Source organism: Rhodococcus sp. 06-221-2, from assembly GCF_002258365.1.
Lineage (GTDB): Bacteria > Actinomycetota > Actinomycetes > Mycobacteriales > Mycobacteriaceae > Rhodococcoides > Rhodococcoides fascians.
The window spans coordinates 17,876-37,345 of the sequence record NZ_NOYJ01000016.1 but is presented as its reverse complement, the minus strand read 5'-3'; the positions used below and the strand labels follow the sequence as shown (position 1 = coordinate 37,345).

The 19,470-nt window shown below is 66.2% G+C and carries 19 protein-coding genes and 1 riboswitch; of the genes, 10 read left to right on the top strand and 9 right to left on the bottom strand.

Annotated features, from left to right (window positions below; genetic code table 11):
* Position 1: 1 nt before the first annotated feature.
* Entirely contained in the window at positions 2-649 is a 648-nt protein-coding gene (locus CH281_RS07675; protein WP_230591870.1) for a DUF6518 family protein, read from the bottom strand.
* A gap of 98 nt (positions 650-747) precedes the next feature.
* Between CH281_RS07675 and CH281_RS07670 the strand changes: the two genes are divergently transcribed.
* Complete coding sequence (locus CH281_RS07670) at positions 748-1,368, top strand: hypothetical protein (RefSeq protein ID WP_032391336.1); 621 nt, start codon at positions 748-750, stop codon at positions 1,366-1,368.
* An 83-nt stretch (positions 1,369-1,451) separates the two neighbouring features.
* On the opposite strand, the gene CH281_RS07665 is transcribed toward CH281_RS07670, so the two are convergent.
* Positions 1,452-2,789, bottom strand: a complete 1,338-nt coding sequence (locus tag CH281_RS07665; protein ID WP_032391337.1) for a M1 family metallopeptidase — start codon at positions 2,787-2,789, stop codon at positions 1,452-1,454.
* Positions 2,790-2,795: 6 nt separating this feature from the next.
* Positions 2,796-6,740, bottom strand: a complete 3,945-nt coding sequence (locus CH281_RS07660) for a Pls/PosA family non-ribosomal peptide synthetase (protein ID WP_256983429.1) — start codon at positions 6,738-6,740, stop codon at positions 2,796-2,798.
* A 195-nt stretch (positions 6,741-6,935) separates the two neighbouring features.
* A riboswitch (SAM riboswitch) is annotated at positions 6,936-7,051 on the top strand.
* Between the two features lie 54 nt (positions 7,052-7,105).
* On the opposite strand from CH281_RS07660, the gene CH281_RS07655 reads away from it, so the two are divergent.
* Positions 7,106-8,437, top strand: coding sequence for an aminotransferase class V-fold PLP-dependent enzyme (locus CH281_RS07655; RefSeq protein ID WP_094693642.1), 1,332 nt, complete (start codon positions 7,106-7,108; stop codon positions 8,435-8,437).
* A 154-nt stretch (positions 8,438-8,591) separates the two neighbouring features.
* Positions 8,592-9,095, top strand: a complete 504-nt coding sequence (locus tag CH281_RS07650; protein WP_032391360.1) for a hypothetical protein — start codon at positions 8,592-8,594, stop codon at positions 9,093-9,095.
* Positions 9,096-9,106: 11 nt separating this feature from the next.
* On the opposite strand, the gene CH281_RS07645 is transcribed toward CH281_RS07650, so the two are convergent.
* From CH281_RS07645 to CH281_RS07635, 3 genes are all read right to left on the bottom strand, one after another.
* Positions 9,107-9,580 (bottom strand): YbaK/EbsC family protein, encoded by a 474-nt coding sequence (locus CH281_RS07645; RefSeq protein ID WP_032369378.1) that lies wholly within the window; start codon positions 9,578-9,580, stop codon positions 9,107-9,109.
* Positions 9,581-9,666: 86 nt separating this feature from the next.
* A complete protein-coding gene (gene alc, locus CH281_RS07640) occupies positions 9,667-10,638 on the bottom strand; it encodes an allantoicase (RefSeq protein WP_032391339.1) in 972 nt (323 codons plus the stop codon).
* A gap of 11 nt (positions 10,639-10,649) precedes the next feature.
* Complete coding sequence (locus CH281_RS07635) at positions 10,650-11,645, bottom strand: hypothetical protein (RefSeq protein ID WP_032391340.1); 996 nt, start codon at positions 11,643-11,645, stop codon at positions 10,650-10,652.
* A gap of 138 nt (positions 11,646-11,783) precedes the next feature.
* On the opposite strand from CH281_RS07635, the gene CH281_RS07630 reads away from it, so the two are divergent.
* Together CH281_RS07630 and CH281_RS07625 are read left to right on the top strand one after the other, a co-directional pair.
* The gene (locus tag CH281_RS07630) at positions 11,784-12,362 is read left to right on the top strand and encodes a TetR/AcrR family transcriptional regulator (protein ID WP_032373887.1); all 579 of its coding nucleotides are present in this window, start codon (positions 11,784-11,786) and stop codon (positions 12,360-12,362) included.
* Between the two features lie 28 nt (positions 12,363-12,390).
* On the top strand, positions 12,391-12,615 hold the full coding sequence (locus tag CH281_RS07625) for a DUF6480 family protein (protein ID WP_027494384.1): 225 nt from the start codon (positions 12,391-12,393) through the stop codon (positions 12,613-12,615).
* A 10-nt stretch (positions 12,616-12,625) separates the two neighbouring features.
* Here the strand turns inward: CH281_RS07625 and CH281_RS07620 are convergent, their stop codons facing one another.
* Complete coding sequence (locus CH281_RS07620; RefSeq protein ID WP_094693640.1) at positions 12,626-13,123, bottom strand: 2-oxo-4-hydroxy-4-carboxy-5-ureidoimidazoline decarboxylase; 498 nt, start codon at positions 13,121-13,123, stop codon at positions 12,626-12,628.
* A 120-nt stretch (positions 13,124-13,243) separates the two neighbouring features.
* Here CH281_RS07620 and CH281_RS07615 point away from each other — a divergent pair, with 120 nt between their 5' ends.
* From CH281_RS07615 to CH281_RS07605, 3 genes are all read left to right on the top strand, one after another.
* Positions 13,244-14,071: a crotonase/enoyl-CoA hydratase family protein gene (locus CH281_RS07615; RefSeq protein WP_032369381.1), complete on the top strand. Its 828-nt coding sequence runs from the start codon at positions 13,244-13,246 to the stop codon at positions 14,069-14,071.
* Between the two features lies 1 nt (position 14,072).
* Positions 14,073-14,537: a MarR family winged helix-turn-helix transcriptional regulator gene (locus tag CH281_RS07610; protein ID WP_032391341.1), complete on the top strand. Its 465-nt coding sequence runs from the start codon at positions 14,073-14,075 to the stop codon at positions 14,535-14,537.
* Between the two features lie 130 nt (positions 14,538-14,667).
* Entirely contained in the window at positions 14,668-15,744 is a 1,077-nt protein-coding gene (locus tag CH281_RS07605; protein ID WP_032369418.1) for a GGDEF domain-containing protein, read from the top strand.
* A gap of 86 nt (positions 15,745-15,830) precedes the next feature.
* Here CH281_RS07605 and CH281_RS07600 read toward each other — a convergent pair whose 3' ends face one another.
* Positions 15,831-16,289, bottom strand: coding sequence for a PAS domain-containing protein (locus tag CH281_RS07600; RefSeq protein WP_027494379.1), 459 nt, complete (start codon positions 16,287-16,289; stop codon positions 15,831-15,833).
* Positions 16,290-16,353: 64 nt separating this feature from the next.
* The gene (locus CH281_RS07595; RefSeq protein ID WP_027494378.1) at positions 16,354-16,845 is read right to left on the bottom strand and encodes an inorganic diphosphatase; all 492 of its coding nucleotides are present in this window, start codon (positions 16,843-16,845) and stop codon (positions 16,354-16,356) included.
* Between the two features lie 178 nt (positions 16,846-17,023).
* On the opposite strand from CH281_RS07595, the gene dacB reads away from it, so the two are divergent.
* Positions 17,024-18,394: a D-alanyl-D-alanine carboxypeptidase/D-alanyl-D-alanine endopeptidase gene (gene dacB, locus CH281_RS07590; protein WP_052053284.1), complete on the top strand. Its 1,371-nt coding sequence runs from the start codon at positions 17,024-17,026 to the stop codon at positions 18,392-18,394.
* Complete coding sequence (locus tag CH281_RS07585) at positions 18,391-19,467, top strand: zinc-dependent metalloprotease (RefSeq protein WP_052053289.1); 1,077 nt, start codon at positions 18,391-18,393, stop codon at positions 19,465-19,467. Before dacB ends, CH281_RS07585 begins: the two co-directional genes overlap by 4 nt.
* The last annotated feature ends 3 nt before the right edge of the window (positions 19,468-19,470 follow it).

Genomic DNA, 19,470 nt, shown 5'->3' with positions numbered 1-19,470 from the left:
CCTAGCGGACGATGTCGTTGGGGTGCGGTCGATCCGCGCCCGGATGCTGGGACTTCCTGTGCGCTACGTGTTGCTTTCGTCGTTGGCGGATCAGCACCGCGGATCCCACTATTCCGGTGGCCACGAGAACTACGCCTGCGGCGACACTGGCGACACGCTCGGGCCACGGCAGTAGCGTCGGCACGCTGAACATGCCCCGAAAGAACGGCTCGATGATCGCGCCGGCGGGGACGACGAGCCGCGCGATCGATCCCGGGAGGCCACCGGCTCGCGCTACGACCCCGACCACGCCCAACGGGCCGCCCATGACAACGGCGAGAGCGAACCATATCCGGTTCCCCGCCCACACGGTCTCGTCGAACATCCCGAACAACTGCCCGACACCGTAGTGCACCACCAACGCCAGCAGACTGGCGACGATCCCCGCCGCGAATGCGTGCAGCGGCCGTCGGACCAGCCAGCCGGACAGGATAGGCAGGCCGGCCCACACGGCACCGGAATTCAGCAGTTTGCTGAAGGTCGAGCGCACGGCCAGCAACGTGTTCGCCTGAGCGGACAACTGGCTTTCGCTCGTGACATTCGAGGCGAGCGACAACAGAGCCACGGCAACCGCGGCTGCAATGACAAGTCCCCACCACCGTTTCGCCATCAGGGGATGGTACGCAGGCGTGGTGCATTCTCCGAACAGACGGGGCACCGCGCGAGTGGGTGCGCGCTGACCGGTTCGGCCCTAGGATCAGCGCCATCATGGTGCAGTCCTCGCGCACGGTCCCGCCGTATCGGGTGCCCCCGACAGTCTTGATCGCTGCTGCCACGGTCTGGAATCGACGCGAAGCGTACTGGTTTCTCGTCGCGGTGATCGTGCCTGCTGCCTGCTGGTCCAGGTATCCCGCGCTGGTGCCCTACATGTTCGCGATCGTTCTGTTCGGGGCTCTGGTGTTTCGCTACCGACGGATCGCCTCGTGGGTGTCGATGTTGCGCTGGGGAGTGATCGCACACGTCGAGACCGTGGACACGGCACTACGCGGCGATCGCAACCTCCGACTCGCACACGCCACCGGGTGGAACGTCCAACGGCGTTGGTACACAGGACCATTGACGGAATCCACGGTGCGCTATCGAGCGGGGGATGCGCGTGGTCACCTGTTCGTTCGGGGACTGCCGTTCACCACCGGTGTGGTGCTCGCACACTCGAAACAACCGGCTTCGGCGATGGTCATCAGCGACTTCCCCTGCGATCTGCAACTGGACGGCACGGGACGCTGGGCGGCGTCGTTCCCGACGGGCTTCTGGCGACAGGCATCTGCGACGGTCGCGCTGTACGGCTACGCCGTGTCAGGCCTCGCGGTCTCGCTCGCGTATCGCTGACGACAATCGGCTCCCCAGACTTGGAAATATGCCTCCGATCGGAGGAACATTTCCGAAACCGGGGAGCCGATTGCCCGCTGAATCTACGGCAACGACGGCAATTGCGTGTCCACAAGCCATGCGTCCCACAGGGTTCGGGGACAACCGAAGCGAGAGGCGAGGTCGGTGAAGTCGGCGGTCGCCACGGTGGAGTAGCGGTATTTGGAGGTCCATTCCTGGATCAGGCCGAAGAATCGTTCGTCGCCGATGGTGCGTCGCAGTGCGTGCAAGGCCAGCGCGCCCCGCTTGTAGACGCGGTCGTCGAAGATGCGGGCGGGCCCGGGATCGGTGAGCTGCAGATCCATCGCGAGCCCTCGCTGGATGGTGTGAGCTCGCTTGGCCTTGTCGTGAGCCGTTGCGCCGCCGGAGTTCTCGGCCCAGATCCATTCCGAGTAGCAGGCGAATCCTTCGTGCAGCCAGATGTCTGCCCACTTGCCGAGGGTCAGGGAATTGCCGAACCACTGGTGCGCCAATTCGTGTGCAACCAGACGCTCGTAGTACCGGGAACCCGAACAGTGGTTGGCACCGAAGATGGACAGGCCCTGCGCCTCGACCGGGATTTCGAGATCGTCGTCGGTCACCACCACGGTGTACGCCGCGAAAGGGTATGGGCCGTAGAGCCGTACGAAGGTGTCCATCATCTGGGGTTGACGGCCGAAGTCGTGGTCGAACTGAGCTCGTAGCCGCGGGGGCGTGATCGCGTTCATCGGCACCGGTCCCGGGCTGACGACGCGATGCTCGTACGGTCCGACCTGAATGGTCGCGAGATAACTCGCCATGGGCTCGGGCTGCTCGTACACCCACGTGGTCCGGCTGGCCCGAGTCTGCTTGCGTACCAACGTGCCGTTGGCCACCGCGTAGTACGGCGAGTCGGTGGTGATGGTGATGCCGTAGCTGGCCTTGGACACCGGGTGGTCGTCACACGGAAACCACGATGCGGCACCGTTCGGCTGACTTGCGACGATCGATCCCTCGGTGAGCTCTTCCCAGCCGACCTCACCCCAGAAACCGTTGATGGGCTTGGGTGTTCCGCCGTACGCCACCGTGACCACCAGTGCCGCTCCGGACGCGATGGGCTTGGCGGGAGTGATCTTCAGCTTGCCCCGCTGGTGGCTGAACTTCACCGAACGTGACCCGTTGACCGACACCTTCGACACGTTCATCGCCGGGCCGAGATCCAACGCGAATTTCGACACCGTCGCCGTGGTGACCGCGGTGATCTTCGCTTTGCCCGTCAATCGGTTGCTCTCGACCTTGTACTCGAGGTCGAGTTCGTAGCGCGAGACGCGATAGCCGCGATTGCCGTTCTGCGGAAGATACGTATCGATCGGATTGTCACTGGAGTCGACGTCGAACACCGGTGCCACGAGCCTGTCCGGCATTGAAGATCACCCCTCGTTTCGGTCGTCGCGAATCCGCGGAAAGGGATCACCCTTGGCCCACGGCGCGATCGGATTGCCCTGCCAACGAGTATGCGCGGGAACCGTATCGCCGCGCATCACCAGAGAGGCAGGCCCCACCGTCGCACCATCACCTATACCCGATGCAGGCAAAGCGACACAGTGCGGTCCCAGGGTTGCGCCTCTGCCGAGATCGACGGTGTCCATGGACATGATCCGATCATGGAACAGGTGCGTCTGCACAACGCACCCTCGGTTGACCGTCGCACCGTCGGCCAACGTCACGAGGTCTGCCTCGGGGAGCCAGTACGTCTCGCACCACACACCTCGACCGATGTCCGCCCCGAGCCACCGCAGCCACATGTTGAGCACCGCGGTGCCCTCGGCAGCGCGCGCGAACCACGGTGCGGCGACGGTCTCGACGAACGTGTCGGCCACCTCGTTGCGCCAGACGAACGAACTCCACAGCGGATGATCGGTCTTGCCGATCCGGCCGACCCACAGCCACTTCGCGGCCGCCGACACAGCTGCAGCCACGAAGCCGGCGACGAGCAACACGACACCGCTGAGCGCGGCAGCGAGCCAGTAGCCGATCGAGTCGGCAATCGCGGTCAGTCCGAACAACACGCCGAGCCCGATACCGAACGTCACGACGACGGGAATCAGCCGGCACGTCTCTACGAGTGAACGGGCGATCTTCAACTTCCGAGGCGGGTCGAACGTGCGCGACGAGTCGGCGCTGCCTGCCGCGCGGCGCAACCGGACCGGTGGACTACCGAGCCATGACGAGCCCGACTTCGCCTTGTCCGGAGTTGCCGACAGCACGGCAACGAGACCGTTCTTCGGGACGGTCCGCCCCGGTCCCGTCATGCCGGAGTTTCCGAGGAACGCCCGCTTGCCCACCTTGGCGTCGCCGAGGTGCATCCAGCCGCCGCCGAGTTCGTAGCTCGCAACCATGGTGTCGTCGGCGAGGAACGCGCCGTCGGCGACCGTGGTGAACTTGGGAATCATCAGCACTGTCGACGCCTCGACGTCCTTGCCGATCTTCGCGCCCAGCAACCGGAGCCAATGCGGTGTCAGCAGCGACGCGTAGAGCGGGAACAGGAAGGTGCGCGCCGAATCCATCAGGCGTTCGGTGGCCCACACCTGCCAGCCGATGCGGCTGCGCACGGGGTGGTAGCCGCCGACGAGACCGATGCCGAGCAACCGGACCGCGACGACGGTGATCAGCGCGAACACCGCCAGCGACACCAGAGTGGCGACGGGCAGCATCACCAAGCCGCGCTCGAAGGCCCCCAGCACGGAGTCCGCGGTGTGAATCCACCAGCCCATCAGCACCAGGCTGACGCCGATGGAGAACAGGGCCATGCCGGAGAGGAACAGCGACGCGACGCCGTAGGCGAACACCCACTTGGTGGCGCGCGGCGGGGTCTCCGCCGGCCACGGATGATCGGCCTTGCCCACTTTCTGCGCGGGCGAGCCGGACCACATCTGGCCGGCCTTGACTCGTCCGACGACGGCGGAGCCGGCCGTCACGACCGCGTTCTTGCCGACCTTGGTGCCGGGCAGCAGCGTGGAGCGGGCACCGACAGTGGCACCCGCACCGATCTCGATGCCGCCGATGTAGACGAGGTCGCCGTCGATCCAATGACCGGACAGGTCGACCTCGGGTTCGATGGAGCAGCCGTCGCCGAGTTCGAGCATGCCGGTGACGGGCGGCAGGGTGTGCAGGTCGACGCCCTTGCCGATCTTCGAGCCGAGAGCGCGCGCGTAATAGACCATCCACGGTGCGCCCGACAGGTTGGACGCGCCACTGGCATCGGTCAATCTCGTTGCCGCCCAAAGCCTTATGTGCATGCTGCCGCCGCGTCGATATGCGCCGGGTTTCAACCCCGCCAGCAGTATTCGCGAGCCGATCACCGAGATGGCCATGCGCCCGACCGGGGTGATGAACAGGACGAACGCGAGAAGAATCCACCACCACGACACCGTCGGAGCCCACGGCACGTCGTCGAACCATGCCATGACGTTGAACAGCAGGCCGAGCCAGGTGACCCACTGCAACCCGGTCAGCGTCGTCAACGGCACGGTCGCCAGAATCTGCGCCCACTGCGCGGTGCGGGACGTCGGTGCGACGTCGCGGGGGATTGCCTCCACGACGGGCTTCAGGTCGTCCAGATACTGTGCCAGAGAACCCAATCGCGGGTGATCGTAGAGCTGCGCGACGGTGATCTCGGGGAACCGCTCGCGCAGTGCCGTCACCAGCTGAGCGGCCGACAGCGAACCGCCGCCGTTGGCGAAGAAGTCGGCGTTCTCGTCGTTGACCTGAGCGCCGAGGATGTTGGTCCACAACTCGGCCACCCACCCCGCGGTACCTCCGAGCGCCGACGCGCCCGCCATGCCGGGCAGCGGCCACGGGAGCGCATTGCGGTCGACCTTGCCCGAGGTACGTGTGGGCATCTCGTCGACCAGCGCGAGCCGCGGTACGAGCGCCGACGGCAACTGCTCGGCCAACAAGGCGCGCGCGGCCTCCAGGTCGAAGTCGGGATTGGTACTGGCGAGATATCCCACCAGAACCGAGTTGCCCGCAGCGGTCTTGCGGACTGCCGCGGCCGCACCGCCGACGCCCGGAAGTGCTTGCAGCGCATTGTCTATCTCGCCCAGCTCGATGCGTCGGCCGCCGAGCTTGACCTGGTCGTCGGCGCGGCCCTGGAACAGCAGTCCTTCGAGCTCGAGCTTCACCAGATCGCCGCTGCGATACGCCCGGTCCCACCCGAGAGAGGGCATGGGTGCGTACTTCTCGGCGTCCTTGGCCGGATCGAGATACCGGGCGAGGCCGACGCCGCCGATGACGAGCTCGCCCACTTCGCCGACCGCCACCGGAGTGCCCGAGGCGTCGACGACCGCCAGATCCCAACCGTCCAGCGGTAATCCGATGCGGACCGGACCTTTACCGTCCATGATGGACGCGCACGCGACAACCGTCGCCTCGGTGGGGCCGTAGGTGTTCCAGACTTCGCGGCCTTCGACGGCGAGCCGCTCGGCCAGCTCGGGTGGGCATGCTTCGCCGCCGAAGATCAACAGCCGCACCGCTTCCAGTGCCACGGCGGGCCACAGTGACGCCAGCGTAGGCACCGTCGAGACGACGCTGATGTCTCGGGAGACGAGCCACGGACCGAGGTCGAAGCCGGATCGCACCAGAGAGCGCGGGGCGGGTACCAGGCAGGCACCGTGCCGCCACGCAAGCCACATCTCCTCGCAGGAGGCGTCGAACGCGACCGACAGGCCGGCGAGCACTCGGTCGCCTGGTCCCAGCGGATCCTTCTGCAGGAACATCCGCGCCTCGGCGTCGACGAATGCCGCGGCGTTACGGTGGCTGACTGCAACACCTTTGGGGGTTCCGGTCGAACCCGAGGTGAAGATCACCCACGCGTCGTCCTCGGGTGTGGGCAGCTCGGGCACCGGAGTACCGGCACCCAGTTCGGGCGCATTCTGTTTCGGCGCGGTGCCGGCAGCGATTCCGCCCGCAGTGACGATGGCCGTCACCTGCGCCTCACCGAAGACCAATTCGGCGCGCTCTTCCGGATCGTCGGCGTCGACGGGTACGTACGCAGCCCCGACGTCGAGGATCGACAGAATTGCGACATAGAGCGAGAAGGACCCCGACGGCATTCTGATGCCGACGCGGTCGCCGCGCCGGACACCGGCGTCGGCGAGCCACTGGGCGCCCTCGGCGATGTCGTCCAGCAGTTCGGCGTAGCTGACCGACACCGTCCCGTCGTCGATCGCGGGTGCATCCGGGAAGCGATCGGCGGTCTCCTGCAGTACGTCGATCAGTGTGCGGGCCGGCGGGGCAAGGGGCGAGCGGAGAAACGCGGCCGGAGCAGGTGCGATATCCGTGCTCGAACCCGGCAGATCGTTCTCTTGGTGCACAGGCAACCGGGTGTCCTTCTCGTTCGTTGGCACATGACTCTTGTGGTGCTGGGGAAAGCAGCGCCGTTGGTTATCTCACGTTCTGTTTGCCAGCAGGTGAACGAGCGCGCCTTCCCACCGCGGAAATCCTACTGCTGTGTGGGAGCGATCCCCGGCTTGACAAAACCGTGGCGGGTTTGCCAGTGTCTTGACCACGGTCACGAGTACCAGCATCGAGCCCCGGCTTGCTGGTCGGCAACCCTCCTTCGCGGTGGGGTGCTCCGGGTGACGACCAGGCTGACACCGAAAAATCGGTGCGGCAAGCGCGGACTCGTTCACGAATATCTTCCGTTGCGGGTCCCTCGAACGTGAGGGCTTGATCTGTCATGACGTCTGTACTTTCCCGTCCCTGCACTCCTTTTGCCCCTGTTTCCGGCACGGAGTTGCAGGTTCCGTTGGTTCACGGCGGCACGTGCACCTACGCCAATTTCGATTACGCGGCCAGCGCGCCTGCGCTGTCCGCAGTGACCGATCGGATCGCGGAATTGCTGCCGTTCTATTCGAGCGTGCACCGCGGGGCCGGCTACGCGTCTCGGGTGTGCACCGCGGCGTACGAGAAGGCGCGCGAGACCGTGGCTGGTTTCGTTGGTGCACAAACGAATTCAGTGGTCGTGTTCACGCGCAACACCACCGATTCGCTCAATCTGTTGGCCGCGTGCGTGCCGGGGGAGACCGTGGTGCTCGATATCGAACACCACGCCAACCTTTTGCCGTGGCGCAATCGCCGAGTGGTGGTCGCAGCATCGACGCTGGCCGAAACGCTCGCCCGGCTCGACGCCGAACTGGCTGCGAAACCCGCTGCGCTACTGGCCATCACGGGTGCATCGAACGTCACCGGCGAAGTGCTCCCCATCGAGCAATTGGCCGATCTCGCGCATCGCCACGGTGCCCGGATCGTCGTCGACGGCGCACAGCTCGTTCCGCACCGTCGAGTGGACATCGCCGCACTCGGTGTGGACTATCTGGCGTTCTCCGGTCACAAGCTCTACGCCCCGTTCGGCGCGGGTGTGCTTGTGGGAAGCCGTGATTGGCTCGACGCGGGCGAGCCCCACCTGGCCGGCGGCGGTGCCGTGCGCAGTGTGACGATCGAGCACACCGACTGGGCTCCCGCACCGCAGCGTCACGAGGCGGGAACACCCAACGTGCTCGGAGTCGCCGCGCTGGCGGCGGCGTGCGAGGCCATCGCGTCGTTCGACGAGGACGCCGCGACGACACACGAGCGGGAATTGTCCACCCGATTGCGGGACGGGTTGGGCGCACTGAAGGGTGTCGAACTGCTGCAGGTGTGGGCCGACGCGCCCGACGTCGTCGGCATCGTCACGTTCACTGTCGCCGGCCACGACCCCGGTGAAGTGGCGGCGTACCTGTCGGCCGAACACGGCATCGGAGTGCGCGACGGAAAGTTCTGCGCCCACCCGCTGCTGCGCCGGCTGGGTCACGCCGACGGTGCCGTGCGGGCCAGTATCGGTCTCGGCAGTTCCTCGGCCGACGTGGACCGACTCGTCGACGCCGTGGCAGCGTTCGTCGAGTCCGGGCCGACGTGGGATTACGCCGAAGAAGCCGGGTGGTGGAACCCCGTACCGGACCCTCGTCCCTTCCCCGCCCTGGCCGACGGGGCCGCCGGGGTTGGATCCCCGTGCAGCCCCACAGGCAGTTAGCATGGCGTCATGACCGTGAGTGTCGTGTCGCGTGGCAATCGCCACTGGTGCAACAGGTATGTCGATCTGTGCCGCACTGCGTCCGGGTCGTGTTCGAGTTCGGCTCCGCTCCGACCGCATGCGCATCCCGACCGACGAATCAGGACCACCACTCATGTCGCACAATCACACCCGCATAGCCATCGAATCCGCTGACGTCTGGACCGAGCTGACCGTCGGGCCCGAGGTGAACACCGTCAGAATCGTTGCCTCGGACCTGCGAGAAGCTCAGCAGCAACGCGCCCGGTTGCACGCGGAAGCCGTCGACCGCGGTGAATCGGCCGACAATCTCGCGGTCTTCCTCGATCTCGAGATCTACATCGCTGCCGACGCCAGGACGGCCCGTCGGGAATTCGCCGCACTCGACGCGCCGGCAAGCCCGTCGTCCATCCGCTACGTCGGTACCCCGTCGGGACTGGCGAGTTTGATCTCCGACGTCACCGCGGCCGACGTCGCCGACGGCGTGACGCTGCAGGTACACGGCGAGATCGAGCGGCAGTCGACGTTCCTGGCCGCGGGAGTGTTGCCGCTCCTCGAATCGCGCGGCACCCGCCTCGACACCGACGTCGTCGACGCGATCCTCGGCGCCACCCGAATTGCCCCGACCCTTGCTTCCTAGGTCGTTCGAGCTCAGGTGACGTCGATCGCCAGACCTGCGGTGATGCGCAGCAACTCGGTGTACGACGAGCGGAAGATCGTGTCGATGTGCCCGGCCGCGGCCCACAGTTCGGGGTGGGCCGCAAGGTCCTGATCGACGAACGTATCCAAATTCGTCGGATGGCCCACCGGAGCGATTCCCCCGATCGGCTGGCCGGTGGCGTGCTTGGCGGTACGCAGATCGGCCCGGGCGAGCGTGCCGCCGAGACGCTCACCGGTGTGTTCGAGATGAACATTGTGAGCCCCGGACACCAGGAGCAACACCGGCTCGTCGTCGAGCAGAAACACCATCGACTTCACGATCGCACCCACCTCGACGCCCAACGCAGCTGCGGCATCGGCGGCGGTGTGGGTGCCCTCGGGACTGTTCACCACCACCCCGTGATGACCACGAGAAATCAGGGTGTCGGCAACATGGGCTGCATTCGGATGAAGTAGCCGGGACATGCCCCAACCCTATTGCCACACGACCGTTTACGCAGACAGCTTGCCCAACTGGGTCATTCCGCAGGCTCCACTCCCGCCTCCTTGGGTCATTCCGCAGGCTCCACTCCCGCGAGATCACCGAACAGTCTCAATCGCGCCATCCCGCCGTCGGGGAAGATGTCCATTCGCACCTCCGACACCGGGGCGTCGTGGTCGAGGACGAAGCGATGCCGAGTGTCGGGCTGCAGTGTCGTTCGCGGTAGCAGTTCGATCCAGTCGCCGTCGCCCAGTCGCCCTTGCAGGGACGCGGCGCCGGGGGCGTTGCCCAGGAAGCAACTGGTGTCCAGCTCGGCCAGCCGGATTCGGCCCGTGCCGGCGAGCTGCACCTGCACCCAGTCGTTGGCGTCGTTGCGTCGACGCGAGGTCTCCCAGCCTTCGCCCATCGAGCGCGGCGGGCCGGGGAACAGCAGATTGTTGGGGGAGCTGTAGAACATGTTGGAGCAGGCCGAGACGTATGCGCCGTTCTCGAGCGCGGCCAGGTCGACGGGCCCGACGGCGAGGAACTTCGGGTCCGGGACGCCGCGTCCCAGTACTCGCAGCCGAGCGACGCCGCCGTCCGGGTAGATGGACAGCTTGACGTGCGTCCACCGGGCGTCGGACGCGACCTCGAATCGGTTCTCGCTGTCGCCGTCGACGGCACTACGGGCGACGATGGTCGTCCATTCGGTGTCGTACAGCTCGGTCGGTGACGGGAATCCGGTCACCTCGGCGGCCTCGATCGAAATTTCCGGCGGGTAGTTGCCGGTGAACCACGACGTGTCGACGATGACGGCCGACACGACGCCGGCAGCTCCGAGTCGCACGATCGCCTCGTCGTAGCCGGCCTCGCGTCGGCGCCGCGTCTCCCACCCGTCGTAGATCTGCCCCTTGTGCCCGAACGTCGCGGTCGAGTAGTCGGCTTTGCCCGGTGTGATCAGATTTTCCTTCTCGGCGAACGTCTCGTCGTTCGCCCACACCACTGCGCCACCGAGTGTGCGGACAGCGAGATCGGGCATCGGCAGAGGGAAGGTGGCAGTCATGGGATGCCACTTTACTGGCTCGGCATCGATTCACCGGCGCTGCGACGACGGCGCAGAACCGCTGCCGCAGCCATCAGCAGCACGCCGGTCAGGATGTAGAGACCCAGTCCGAGTGCCGGCTGCCCGACCCCCGCACCCGAGAAGTACACGATGCTGCGCACTCCTTCGGTGCCGATGCCCGGGGTGATCCACCGGCCGATCGACGCGTACACATGCGGCAGTACGTTGGCCCCGAAAGCGCCTCCAGCGCTGGGGTTTCCGAGGATGACGAACAGCACGATCGCCGCCGGTACCGCGGCCACTCCGATCAGGGCTCGCAGGCCCATCGTGAACAGTCCGGTGGCGAAGACGACCCCGGTGCCCAGCACGGTGAGCGGAAACCAGTGTCCGGCAAAGGTTCCGAGTACGTGGGTGGTCAGCAGAGCTCCCAGTGCGCCCGAGGCAATCGAGTACGCGGCGAGAATGCCGACGTGGACACAGGTTTCGCGTCGGGTCGTCGGTGCCCCGATGAGCAGACCGAAGGCGGCCGCGAGGAGGTAGCCGCCGACGACCCAGCCCACCGACAGGTAGAAGCCGGACAATCCACGGTTGTCATGCACGCCGACCGGGATTTCGTCACGCACCACGAATTGGCGTCCCTGAGCGGCATCGACCTCGGTGAAGATCGATTCGAGGGCGGTCGCCACCGAGCTGCCGGCAGCGCTCGCGGTGATCAGTGTGTCGGTGCCGCTCGAGCCGACGACGTAGGCGCCGAGGATGTCCCGATCGCGGAGCAGGGTGCGAACCTCGGCGGTATCCGCTGCCGTACGCGCGTCGAGCGGCGCACCGTCGAGGGCGTCGAGGCGGTCGGCGGTCTGCTGGTCCAGGCCGGCGGGGAGCCCGGCCTCGGTCACCACGGCGATCGGAATCGCGTGGGGAGTCGGCTGATGGAACGCCGACACGTAGCTGAGGATGAAGCCGAGTTGCAGCACCAGCACTGCGGCGGCGAGTAGTGACATCTTGCGCATGAGAAGTGCTCCTGAACATGTCGAGACTCGAAGACCTTGTCGATACCCGAGGTATTCAATACTCTAGGTATCGTGAATGCCGAGCAGCAAGAAGAGTGGCGATCGACACAGCCACAGCGCAGGCCGCAGCGCACCGATGTGCGAGAGAGACTGCTCGCCGCAGCGGCCGACGAGTTCACCGAGCGCGGATACGCGGCGGCCAAGCTCACCGACATTGCCGATCGGGCCGGCTTCACGAAGGGGGCCGTGTATTCCAACTTCGATTCCAAGCAAGGGCTGTTCGCCGAACTGCTGGCACAGCGCTCACTCGACCTCGCCGCCCGAGTACTCGCTCACGTGTCCGACCTGGACCCACAGGCGGCTGCGGGAGCCGGCGGCGGCGAAATCGCGTCCTGGGTGGTCGCCGAGCCGCGGTGGCCACTACTGACCGTCGAATTCGGGATTCTCGCGGGCCGTGACCCGGTGATTGCCGAGCGCTACCGCACCGACCGTCGTGCCCTCCGCTCCGAGCTCGAACGACTCATCGCCGATCGAGCGGTGCAGTGGGGTGTGGGGGAGGCGTTCGATGCTCGACGCCTCGCGATGTCCTTGGCTGCGTTGATCTCCGGATTGGCCGTGGAACATTCGGTGGATCCGGAGGAGATCGACCGGTCCGTCATCGCCGATGCCGTGTCGGAACTGTTCGCCGGAGCGATAGCCAGAGCACAGCTCGATTGAGGGCTGCGCTACCGGGTACTCCGGGTTCATGACTGCTCAGAATCCAGAACCCGATGAGACTGCCGGCCTCGAAGCGGGCGGTAGCGTGACGCCGGGCGATACTCCTCCAGCCGAGACAGCAGTCGGTGGGCCCAACCACGAACCGCCGCAGCGCAGTCGCGTGATGCCGATCGTCGTCATCGTTCTGGTGGCATTGTTGGCAATCGTGATCGCCGGTGGCCTGATCGGCCGAGTCGTCGGCCTCTTCGGCTGACCTCGCGGTATCAGTACGGCGGCCAGCCGCCTTCGGGACCCAACAGTCGGCCGAGGCGACGGTGATCGATCTCGACCAACTCCCTGCGCATGACCAGCCGTTCGGTCGGTTCGTCGTTGTCGAGTCGATGGCCGAGCTCCATCAGCACGTCCCTGGGTTCGAAACCGTCGGGAGTCATCATCAGGTTCGAGACGTACCGCCAGCCGAATTTCGACTCGTACGCGCGCGCTGCGGTGCCCAGGGCGCTACGTGATTCTGCGTCCATGGTCGTGCACATCTTGTTCGGCTCGGGCAGCGTCGCGGCCAAGGCGTCGATGACGTTCTCGGACAACTCGTTCAGCTCGGCGGCCGCCGCGGTGAACAACTCGTCCCGCGACCGGTACGGGCGGCCGTCGGCGAGACGTGAGGCCCAGGCAACCGAGCAACAGCACTCGTAGAGCGCGTGTACCGCCTTGCGACGCGGCAGATCGTTGAATGTCTCGAGACCCAACCCCTGATGCATCAACATGCATGAATGATGGGGGACCGCAGTCGGCCATTGCCATAGCTGAGCAGGCTCTTAGCGCAGACGTTACTCGGCGTAACACGCCCTGTGGGTACTGCTGCGTCTGCCGCTAGGCTCGCAGGCATGACCGAACGGAACTGGACCGCATTCTCTGTGGAGATCGCAGACCACATCGCGCACGTGACACTTCTCGGGCCGAACAAGGGCAACGCCATGGGCCCTGATTTCTGGAGCGAATGCCCAGAACTGTTCGCCCGACTCGATGCCGATCCAGAGGTACGGGCCGTGGTTCTCGCGGGCTCCGGAAGGAACTTCACCTACGGTCTCGACCTGCCGGCCATGGCCGGAACGTTCGGGCCGCTGATGGCCGACCAAGCACTCGCCGGACCCAGGACCACGTTCCACGACACCATCAAGACGATGCAGAAGGCCGTCAACGCCGTGGCGGACTGCCGCAAGCCCGTCGTCGCCGCAGTGCAGGGTTGGTGCATCGGTGGCGGCGTCGACCTCATCACCGCCGCCGACGTGCGATATGCCAGCGCCGACGCGAAGTTCAGCGTCCGCGAGGTGCGTGTCGCGATCGTCGCCGACATGGGATCTCTCGCTCGACTCCCCGCGATCATCGGCGACGGCCACATGCGTGAGCTCGCGTTGACCGGCAAGGACATCGACGCGGCGCGCGCCGAGAAGATCGGCCTGGTCAACGACGTGTTCGAGGACCACGATGCCGTCCTCGCGGCCGCCCGCGAGTGCGCCGCGGCCATTGCTGCGAACCCGCCCCTGGTGGTGCAGGGCATCAAGACCGTCCTCGACCATTCCCGGTCGGCGAGCGTCGACGACTCGCTGAGATTCGTCGCGGCCTGGAACGCGGCTTTCCTCGCCTCGCACGATCTCACCGAGGCCATCACCTCGGTATTCGAGAAGCGTCCGGCCCAATTCACCGGTAGCTGACGTGGTCGAATTCGCCGAAGAGCTGGGTACACAGCTGGTTCGGCTGCAGCGGATTCGGGAGCGCAACATCGCGCAGATCTCGTCCTCGGGCGGCGTCGACGGTGCCGCCTACGTATGCCTGTTCCGCCTGCTGCGCGACGGACCGATGCGGTCCAGCGAGCTCGCCGCGATGGTCAACTCGGACCCGTCCACGGTCAGCAGGCAGGTAGGCCAGCTGGTCGAGCGAGGACACGTCGCTCGGGTACCCGACGAACGTGACGGGCGGGCATTCGTTCTGGCCGTCACCCCGTCCGGTGAGGAAGCTGCAGCCGCCATCCAGCAACGCCGCACCGAGAACCTCGGACGAGTCATCGAAGGATGGGCCGAGGAGGATCGGGCGACGCTGGTCGGACTGCTGGACCGATTCTTGACCGATTACGAGACCATCAGACCGGACCTGCCCACTCAACGCCCGGGTAACGTCTGAGCCTCGGACTCCGAGAACTCGGTGACGACGGTCGAGTCGTTTCGTACGCTCGAGCCCTGCCTCGACGGCCGGGGCGCGACGCCGTCGTACGCGGATGCTCGGACTGCTCGAAACGGACGGAGGGGACGCGATGCCAACCGATCACGACCTACCCTCCCCGTCGTCCGAGATCGGACCCCGATCGGGCTCGATCCGGCTCGAGCGTCGCGTGGCCAGGGGTATCGCAGTGCTCGTCCCGTCGTTCGGCGTGATCGGCGCGATCATCATGCTGTCGGACGACGGTCCGGTGGGCACGACGGCCGTGCTGATCTGCACGATCGTGCTGCTCTCCACCCTGCCGGTGGGAGCGTGGTGGTGGTTACGGTCGGTGGACGCCTCGCACATGCCCGGATGGTTCGTGATCTATGCGGACGTGGGGGTGTCGGGGCTACTGCTGACCTTTGCGGACCGGGACCTGGCTCTGTACGGGGCTGCCCTGTTCTCGGTGATCGGCACCTACATCGCGTACTTCTCCCGCCGCAACGTACTGAAATTTCACACGGCGTTTGTCAACGCCGTCATTCTGCTGCTCGCGGTACTGGCCGTCCTCGAACGCCCGGACGACCCGGCCTCGATCGTCGCGCGCGCTCTCGTCACGGTGCTCGTGGTCAACTCGGTGCTCGCCTTTCGCGCAGTCATCCAACGCCAGCTCGACCTCGCCAACACCGACTCCTTGACGGGCCTGCTCAATCGGCGCGGTCTGGAACTGCGGCTCGAGCGGATGCTGGGCAGATTGGCCGACACTGAATCCGTGGCGTTGATGGTGGTCGATCTGGACCAGTTCAAGCGGGTCAACGACACCTTCGGCCACGCGATGGGTGACCGGGTTCTTCGCCGGACAGCGCGGCGGCTGAGCGCTGTCACCGGTAGACGTCCGTGCGTGGCGCGGACCGGAGGTGAAGAGTTCACGATTGCCGTTCCGGTCGACGCCGACTCCGCGAAACACCTGGCCGACGACATTCGCGAGGCGGTGCACGATCCAGGCGACGACGTGCCGGTGACGGTCAGCATCGGGGTCGCGATACTCGATGCCGGCCGGTGGCGGTCGGCCGATTCGTCCTACGAGTCTGCCGAGTTGATGCACAACGGACTGCTAGACGCCGACGCAGCGATGTACGAGTCGAAACACGCGGGTGGAAACAAAGCAACGGTGTACACCGGCACCTGACATGCCGGTGTACACCGTTGGTCGTTCCCGGGAAACGTTCTGGGGAGAACGATTCGAACCGTCAGCGCAGAGCGCTCTTCGAACTGTCAGCGCAGAGCGCTCTTCGGGTCGTTCCACAGCTGGTCGGTGAAATCCTCCAACGCGACGAGCACGATGGTGTCCTCGGTGCGCCTGAGAATCGACTTGCTGGCCCGCACCTGAACGATGTCGCCGGTCTTGTCGGTCATCCGCCACAGGGAGTCCGCACGGGTGGCGACGGTGGTCAGGAACATCTCTGCGACGTTCACGCCCTCCGGAGCTCGATCCGGGAAGATGTCGTGCAGGTGGAAGTCCTCTCGTTCTGTGCGGTCGAGTCCGAACAGATCGTCGAAGGCCTCGTTCGCGAAAACGATGGCACCGGTGGGATCGACAGCCAGAATCGGTACCGGGATCCGGTCGAGAACGACGGTCACCGGCAGATCGGGGAACTGGGTCGGGTCCGATATCGGCCGCGACTCCAGATTGCGCCGATCACCGGCGGTGCCGTTGGAAGTGCTGTCGGTCATACGTCTCCCCAAACTGTGGTTCGTCGGCTCACGGCCGAAACGAGGTGTTGTGATGCCGAAAGGATCAGTGACCCGGATTGTCCGTCAAACGCTTGAAGGACGCAGCGATTTCGGCCTCGGCTTCTGCGCGACCCACCCAGTCTGCACCGGTGACGTGCTTGTTGGGTTCGAGATCCTTGTAATGGACGAAGAAATGCTTGATCGCGTCGAGCTCGAAGGTCGAGACGTCGCTCAGATCCTGGATGTGATCCCAGCGGGTGTCCCCGGCCGGCACACACAGCACCTTGTCGTCGCCGCCTGCTTCGTCGACCATCTTGAACATGGCCACCGGGCGGGCCTCGACGATGACACCGGGGTACACCGACTCGGGCAGCAGCACCAGCGCGTCGAGCGGGTCGCCGTCCTCGCCCAGGGTGTTCTCGATGAAGCCGTAGTCGGCCGGATACGCCATCGCGGTGTAGAGGTAGCGGTCGAGGCGAACACGTCCGGTGACGTGGTCGACCTCGTACTTGTTGCGCTGCCCCTTGGGGATCTCGATGGTGACGTCGAACGACACGTGCAGTCCTCACTGTCTTGGTTCGAGCCCGAGCGGGCTCGAGTGGTTTGCGAATGTCTCTATGGTGGCGGCGCAAGGCTACCGGACCCGAGGATACTGTTGACTCGATGATCATGGGTACGACCACGGCAATGACGGAGGAACGGTGGCGGGGCTGACACGGCGATTCCTCGGTCCCATGGCGGGGCGCAGACGCAGGAAGAAGCGGTTGATCCTCACGCTGTGCGCGGTGTTCGTCGTGGTCCTCGCCGTCACGACCGCCGCTCTGGTGCTGCCCAGGGTCTCCGAGAGTGCCGACGCCGCGATCGCACCCCCACCCGAGACGGTGCTGCCGAACCCGTCGATCACCGCGTTCCCCGACTCCGCCCCGGTGCCGAGCGCAGCCGGTCTCGCGGGCGCGTTGGCACCCGTGGTGGACGACGCCGCGCTCGGCACCTTCACCGGAACCGTGGCCGACGCGCAGACCGGCCAGATCCTGTGGTCGCAGAATCCCGACACGCCCATGACTCCCGCATCGACGACCAAGGTGCTCACCGCAGCGGCCGCGATGCTCGCGCTTCCGTCCGATCATCGCGTCGCGACCCGGGTGGTCCAGGGCAGCGGCGAGGGCAACATCGTGCTGATCGCCGGCGGCGACCCCACGCTCACCGCCCTGCCGGTGGGTACGACCGGGTTCTATCCGGGAGCGGCGCGTATCGACGACCTGGTGGAGCAGATCCGTCGCAGCGGAACCGCAGTGCGCAGCATCAGCGTCGACACGTCCATCTACTCCGGCGACACGATGGCCCAGGGCTGGTTCCCGGCCGACATCGCCGCCGGATCGATCACCCCGATCGAACCGATCATGCTCGACGGCGGCCGCTCGAACCCCCTCGTCGACGAATCGCCGCGCAGCACCACGCCTGCCCTCGATGCCGGCCGCGCCCTCGCCGCGGGACTCGGCGTCGACCCCGCTGCGGTGACGACGGGCAAGGCGGCGGAGGGTGCCGATCAGATCGCATCGGTGCAGTCGGCCCCGTTGCGAGATCGGCTGCAGCAGATGATCTATCGGTCCGACAACGTGCTGGCCGAAGCGGTGGGCCGAGAACTCTCGCTCGAGATGAACACGGCGGCAAGCTTTTCCGGGGCGGTGGCGTCCATCGGCCAGACCCTGTTCTCGGCCGGCTTCGACATGGCGGGTCTGGCGTTGCAGGACGCGAGCGGACTGTCGGTCGACGGCAGGATTCCCGCGCGCCTGCTCGATCAGGTGCTGACGTCGGCAGCCGGGAGCGGTCAACCGGCACTGCGGCCGATGCTCGACTACCTACCGGTCGCCGGTGCCACCGGAACGCTGTCCGATCGGTACGCCTCGGGTGATCGCACCGGTGCCGGCTGGGTTCGCGCGAAGACCGGAACCCTCTCCGCTGCAAGCGCTCTGGCGGGATACGTCGTCGACGTAGACGGTCGGATCCTGACGTTCGCCCTGATGTCCAACGACCGGCCACCCGATGTCAGTCGACCCGCCCTCGATGCCGTCGCATCGACCCTGAGAATGTGTGGTTGCCGATGAGCACCGAAACAGCAACCGCCGACGACAACGACGCCACGTCCGGGTTCGCCGGCGCAGTCGACTGGGCGGTGGCCGCGAAGGCCGGAGCGAGATTGGCCCGCCCGGGGCCGGCCACCTCTCGATACACCGCCGACGCGGCCGTGGAAGAGCTTGCCGCAGCATCGATTCGGGCCGAAGGCCCGGTGCGGGAGACGACAGGCCTGGCCGACGGTCTGCCGGTGCCCGACGCCCAGGTGGTCGATCGAGCAGGATGGATCGCAGCGGCGGCTGCGTCGATGAAGCACCTCACCGGGGACGAGAACGAGGCACCCCCGACCGGTCTGCTCGGTGGTAAGCCCGCCGGGTTGCAGGCCGGTGCCATGCTCGCGTTCCTGTCCAGTGCCATTCTGGGACAGTACGATCCGTTCACCGGTGAGAGCGGCACCCTGCTGCTGGTCGCACCCAACGTAATCGCCGTCGAACGTGCACTTCGCGTCTCACCCAGCGATTTTCGACTCTGGGTATGCCTGCACGAAGTGACCCACCGAGTGCAGTTCTCCTCCGCGCCGTGGCTCGGGCAGTACATGCGGGACAACGTCGGATTGCTCTCCGACGGCACCGACGAGCCGATGTCCGATGTCCTCACTCGGCTGAGCGGCGCTCTGAAGGCCAGGAAGAACCCCGGCGGCTCCGCCGAGGACGCCGGCATCATCGGTCTGCTCCGCGCGACCCAGCCCGAGCCGCAGCGGCAGGCGATCGACCGGCTTCTCGTTCTCGGAACACTGCTCGAAGGTCACGCCGACCACGTCATGGACGCCGTCGGACCGGCCGTCGTGCCGTCGGTGGTGCAGATCCGCCGCGCGTTCGATCGGCGACGCCAACGCAAGGTCAACCCCGTGCAACGCGTCGTGCGCACGCTGCTCGGGATGGACGCGAAGATGGCGCAATACGTACGCGGCAAGGCATTCGTCGATCACGTCGTCGGCTCGGTGGGAATGGAACGCTTCAACACGGTGTGGACCGGGCCGGACACTCTGCCGTTGCTGTCGGAGATCGAGGACCCGGATGCGTGGGTCGCGCGAGTCATTGGCTGAGCC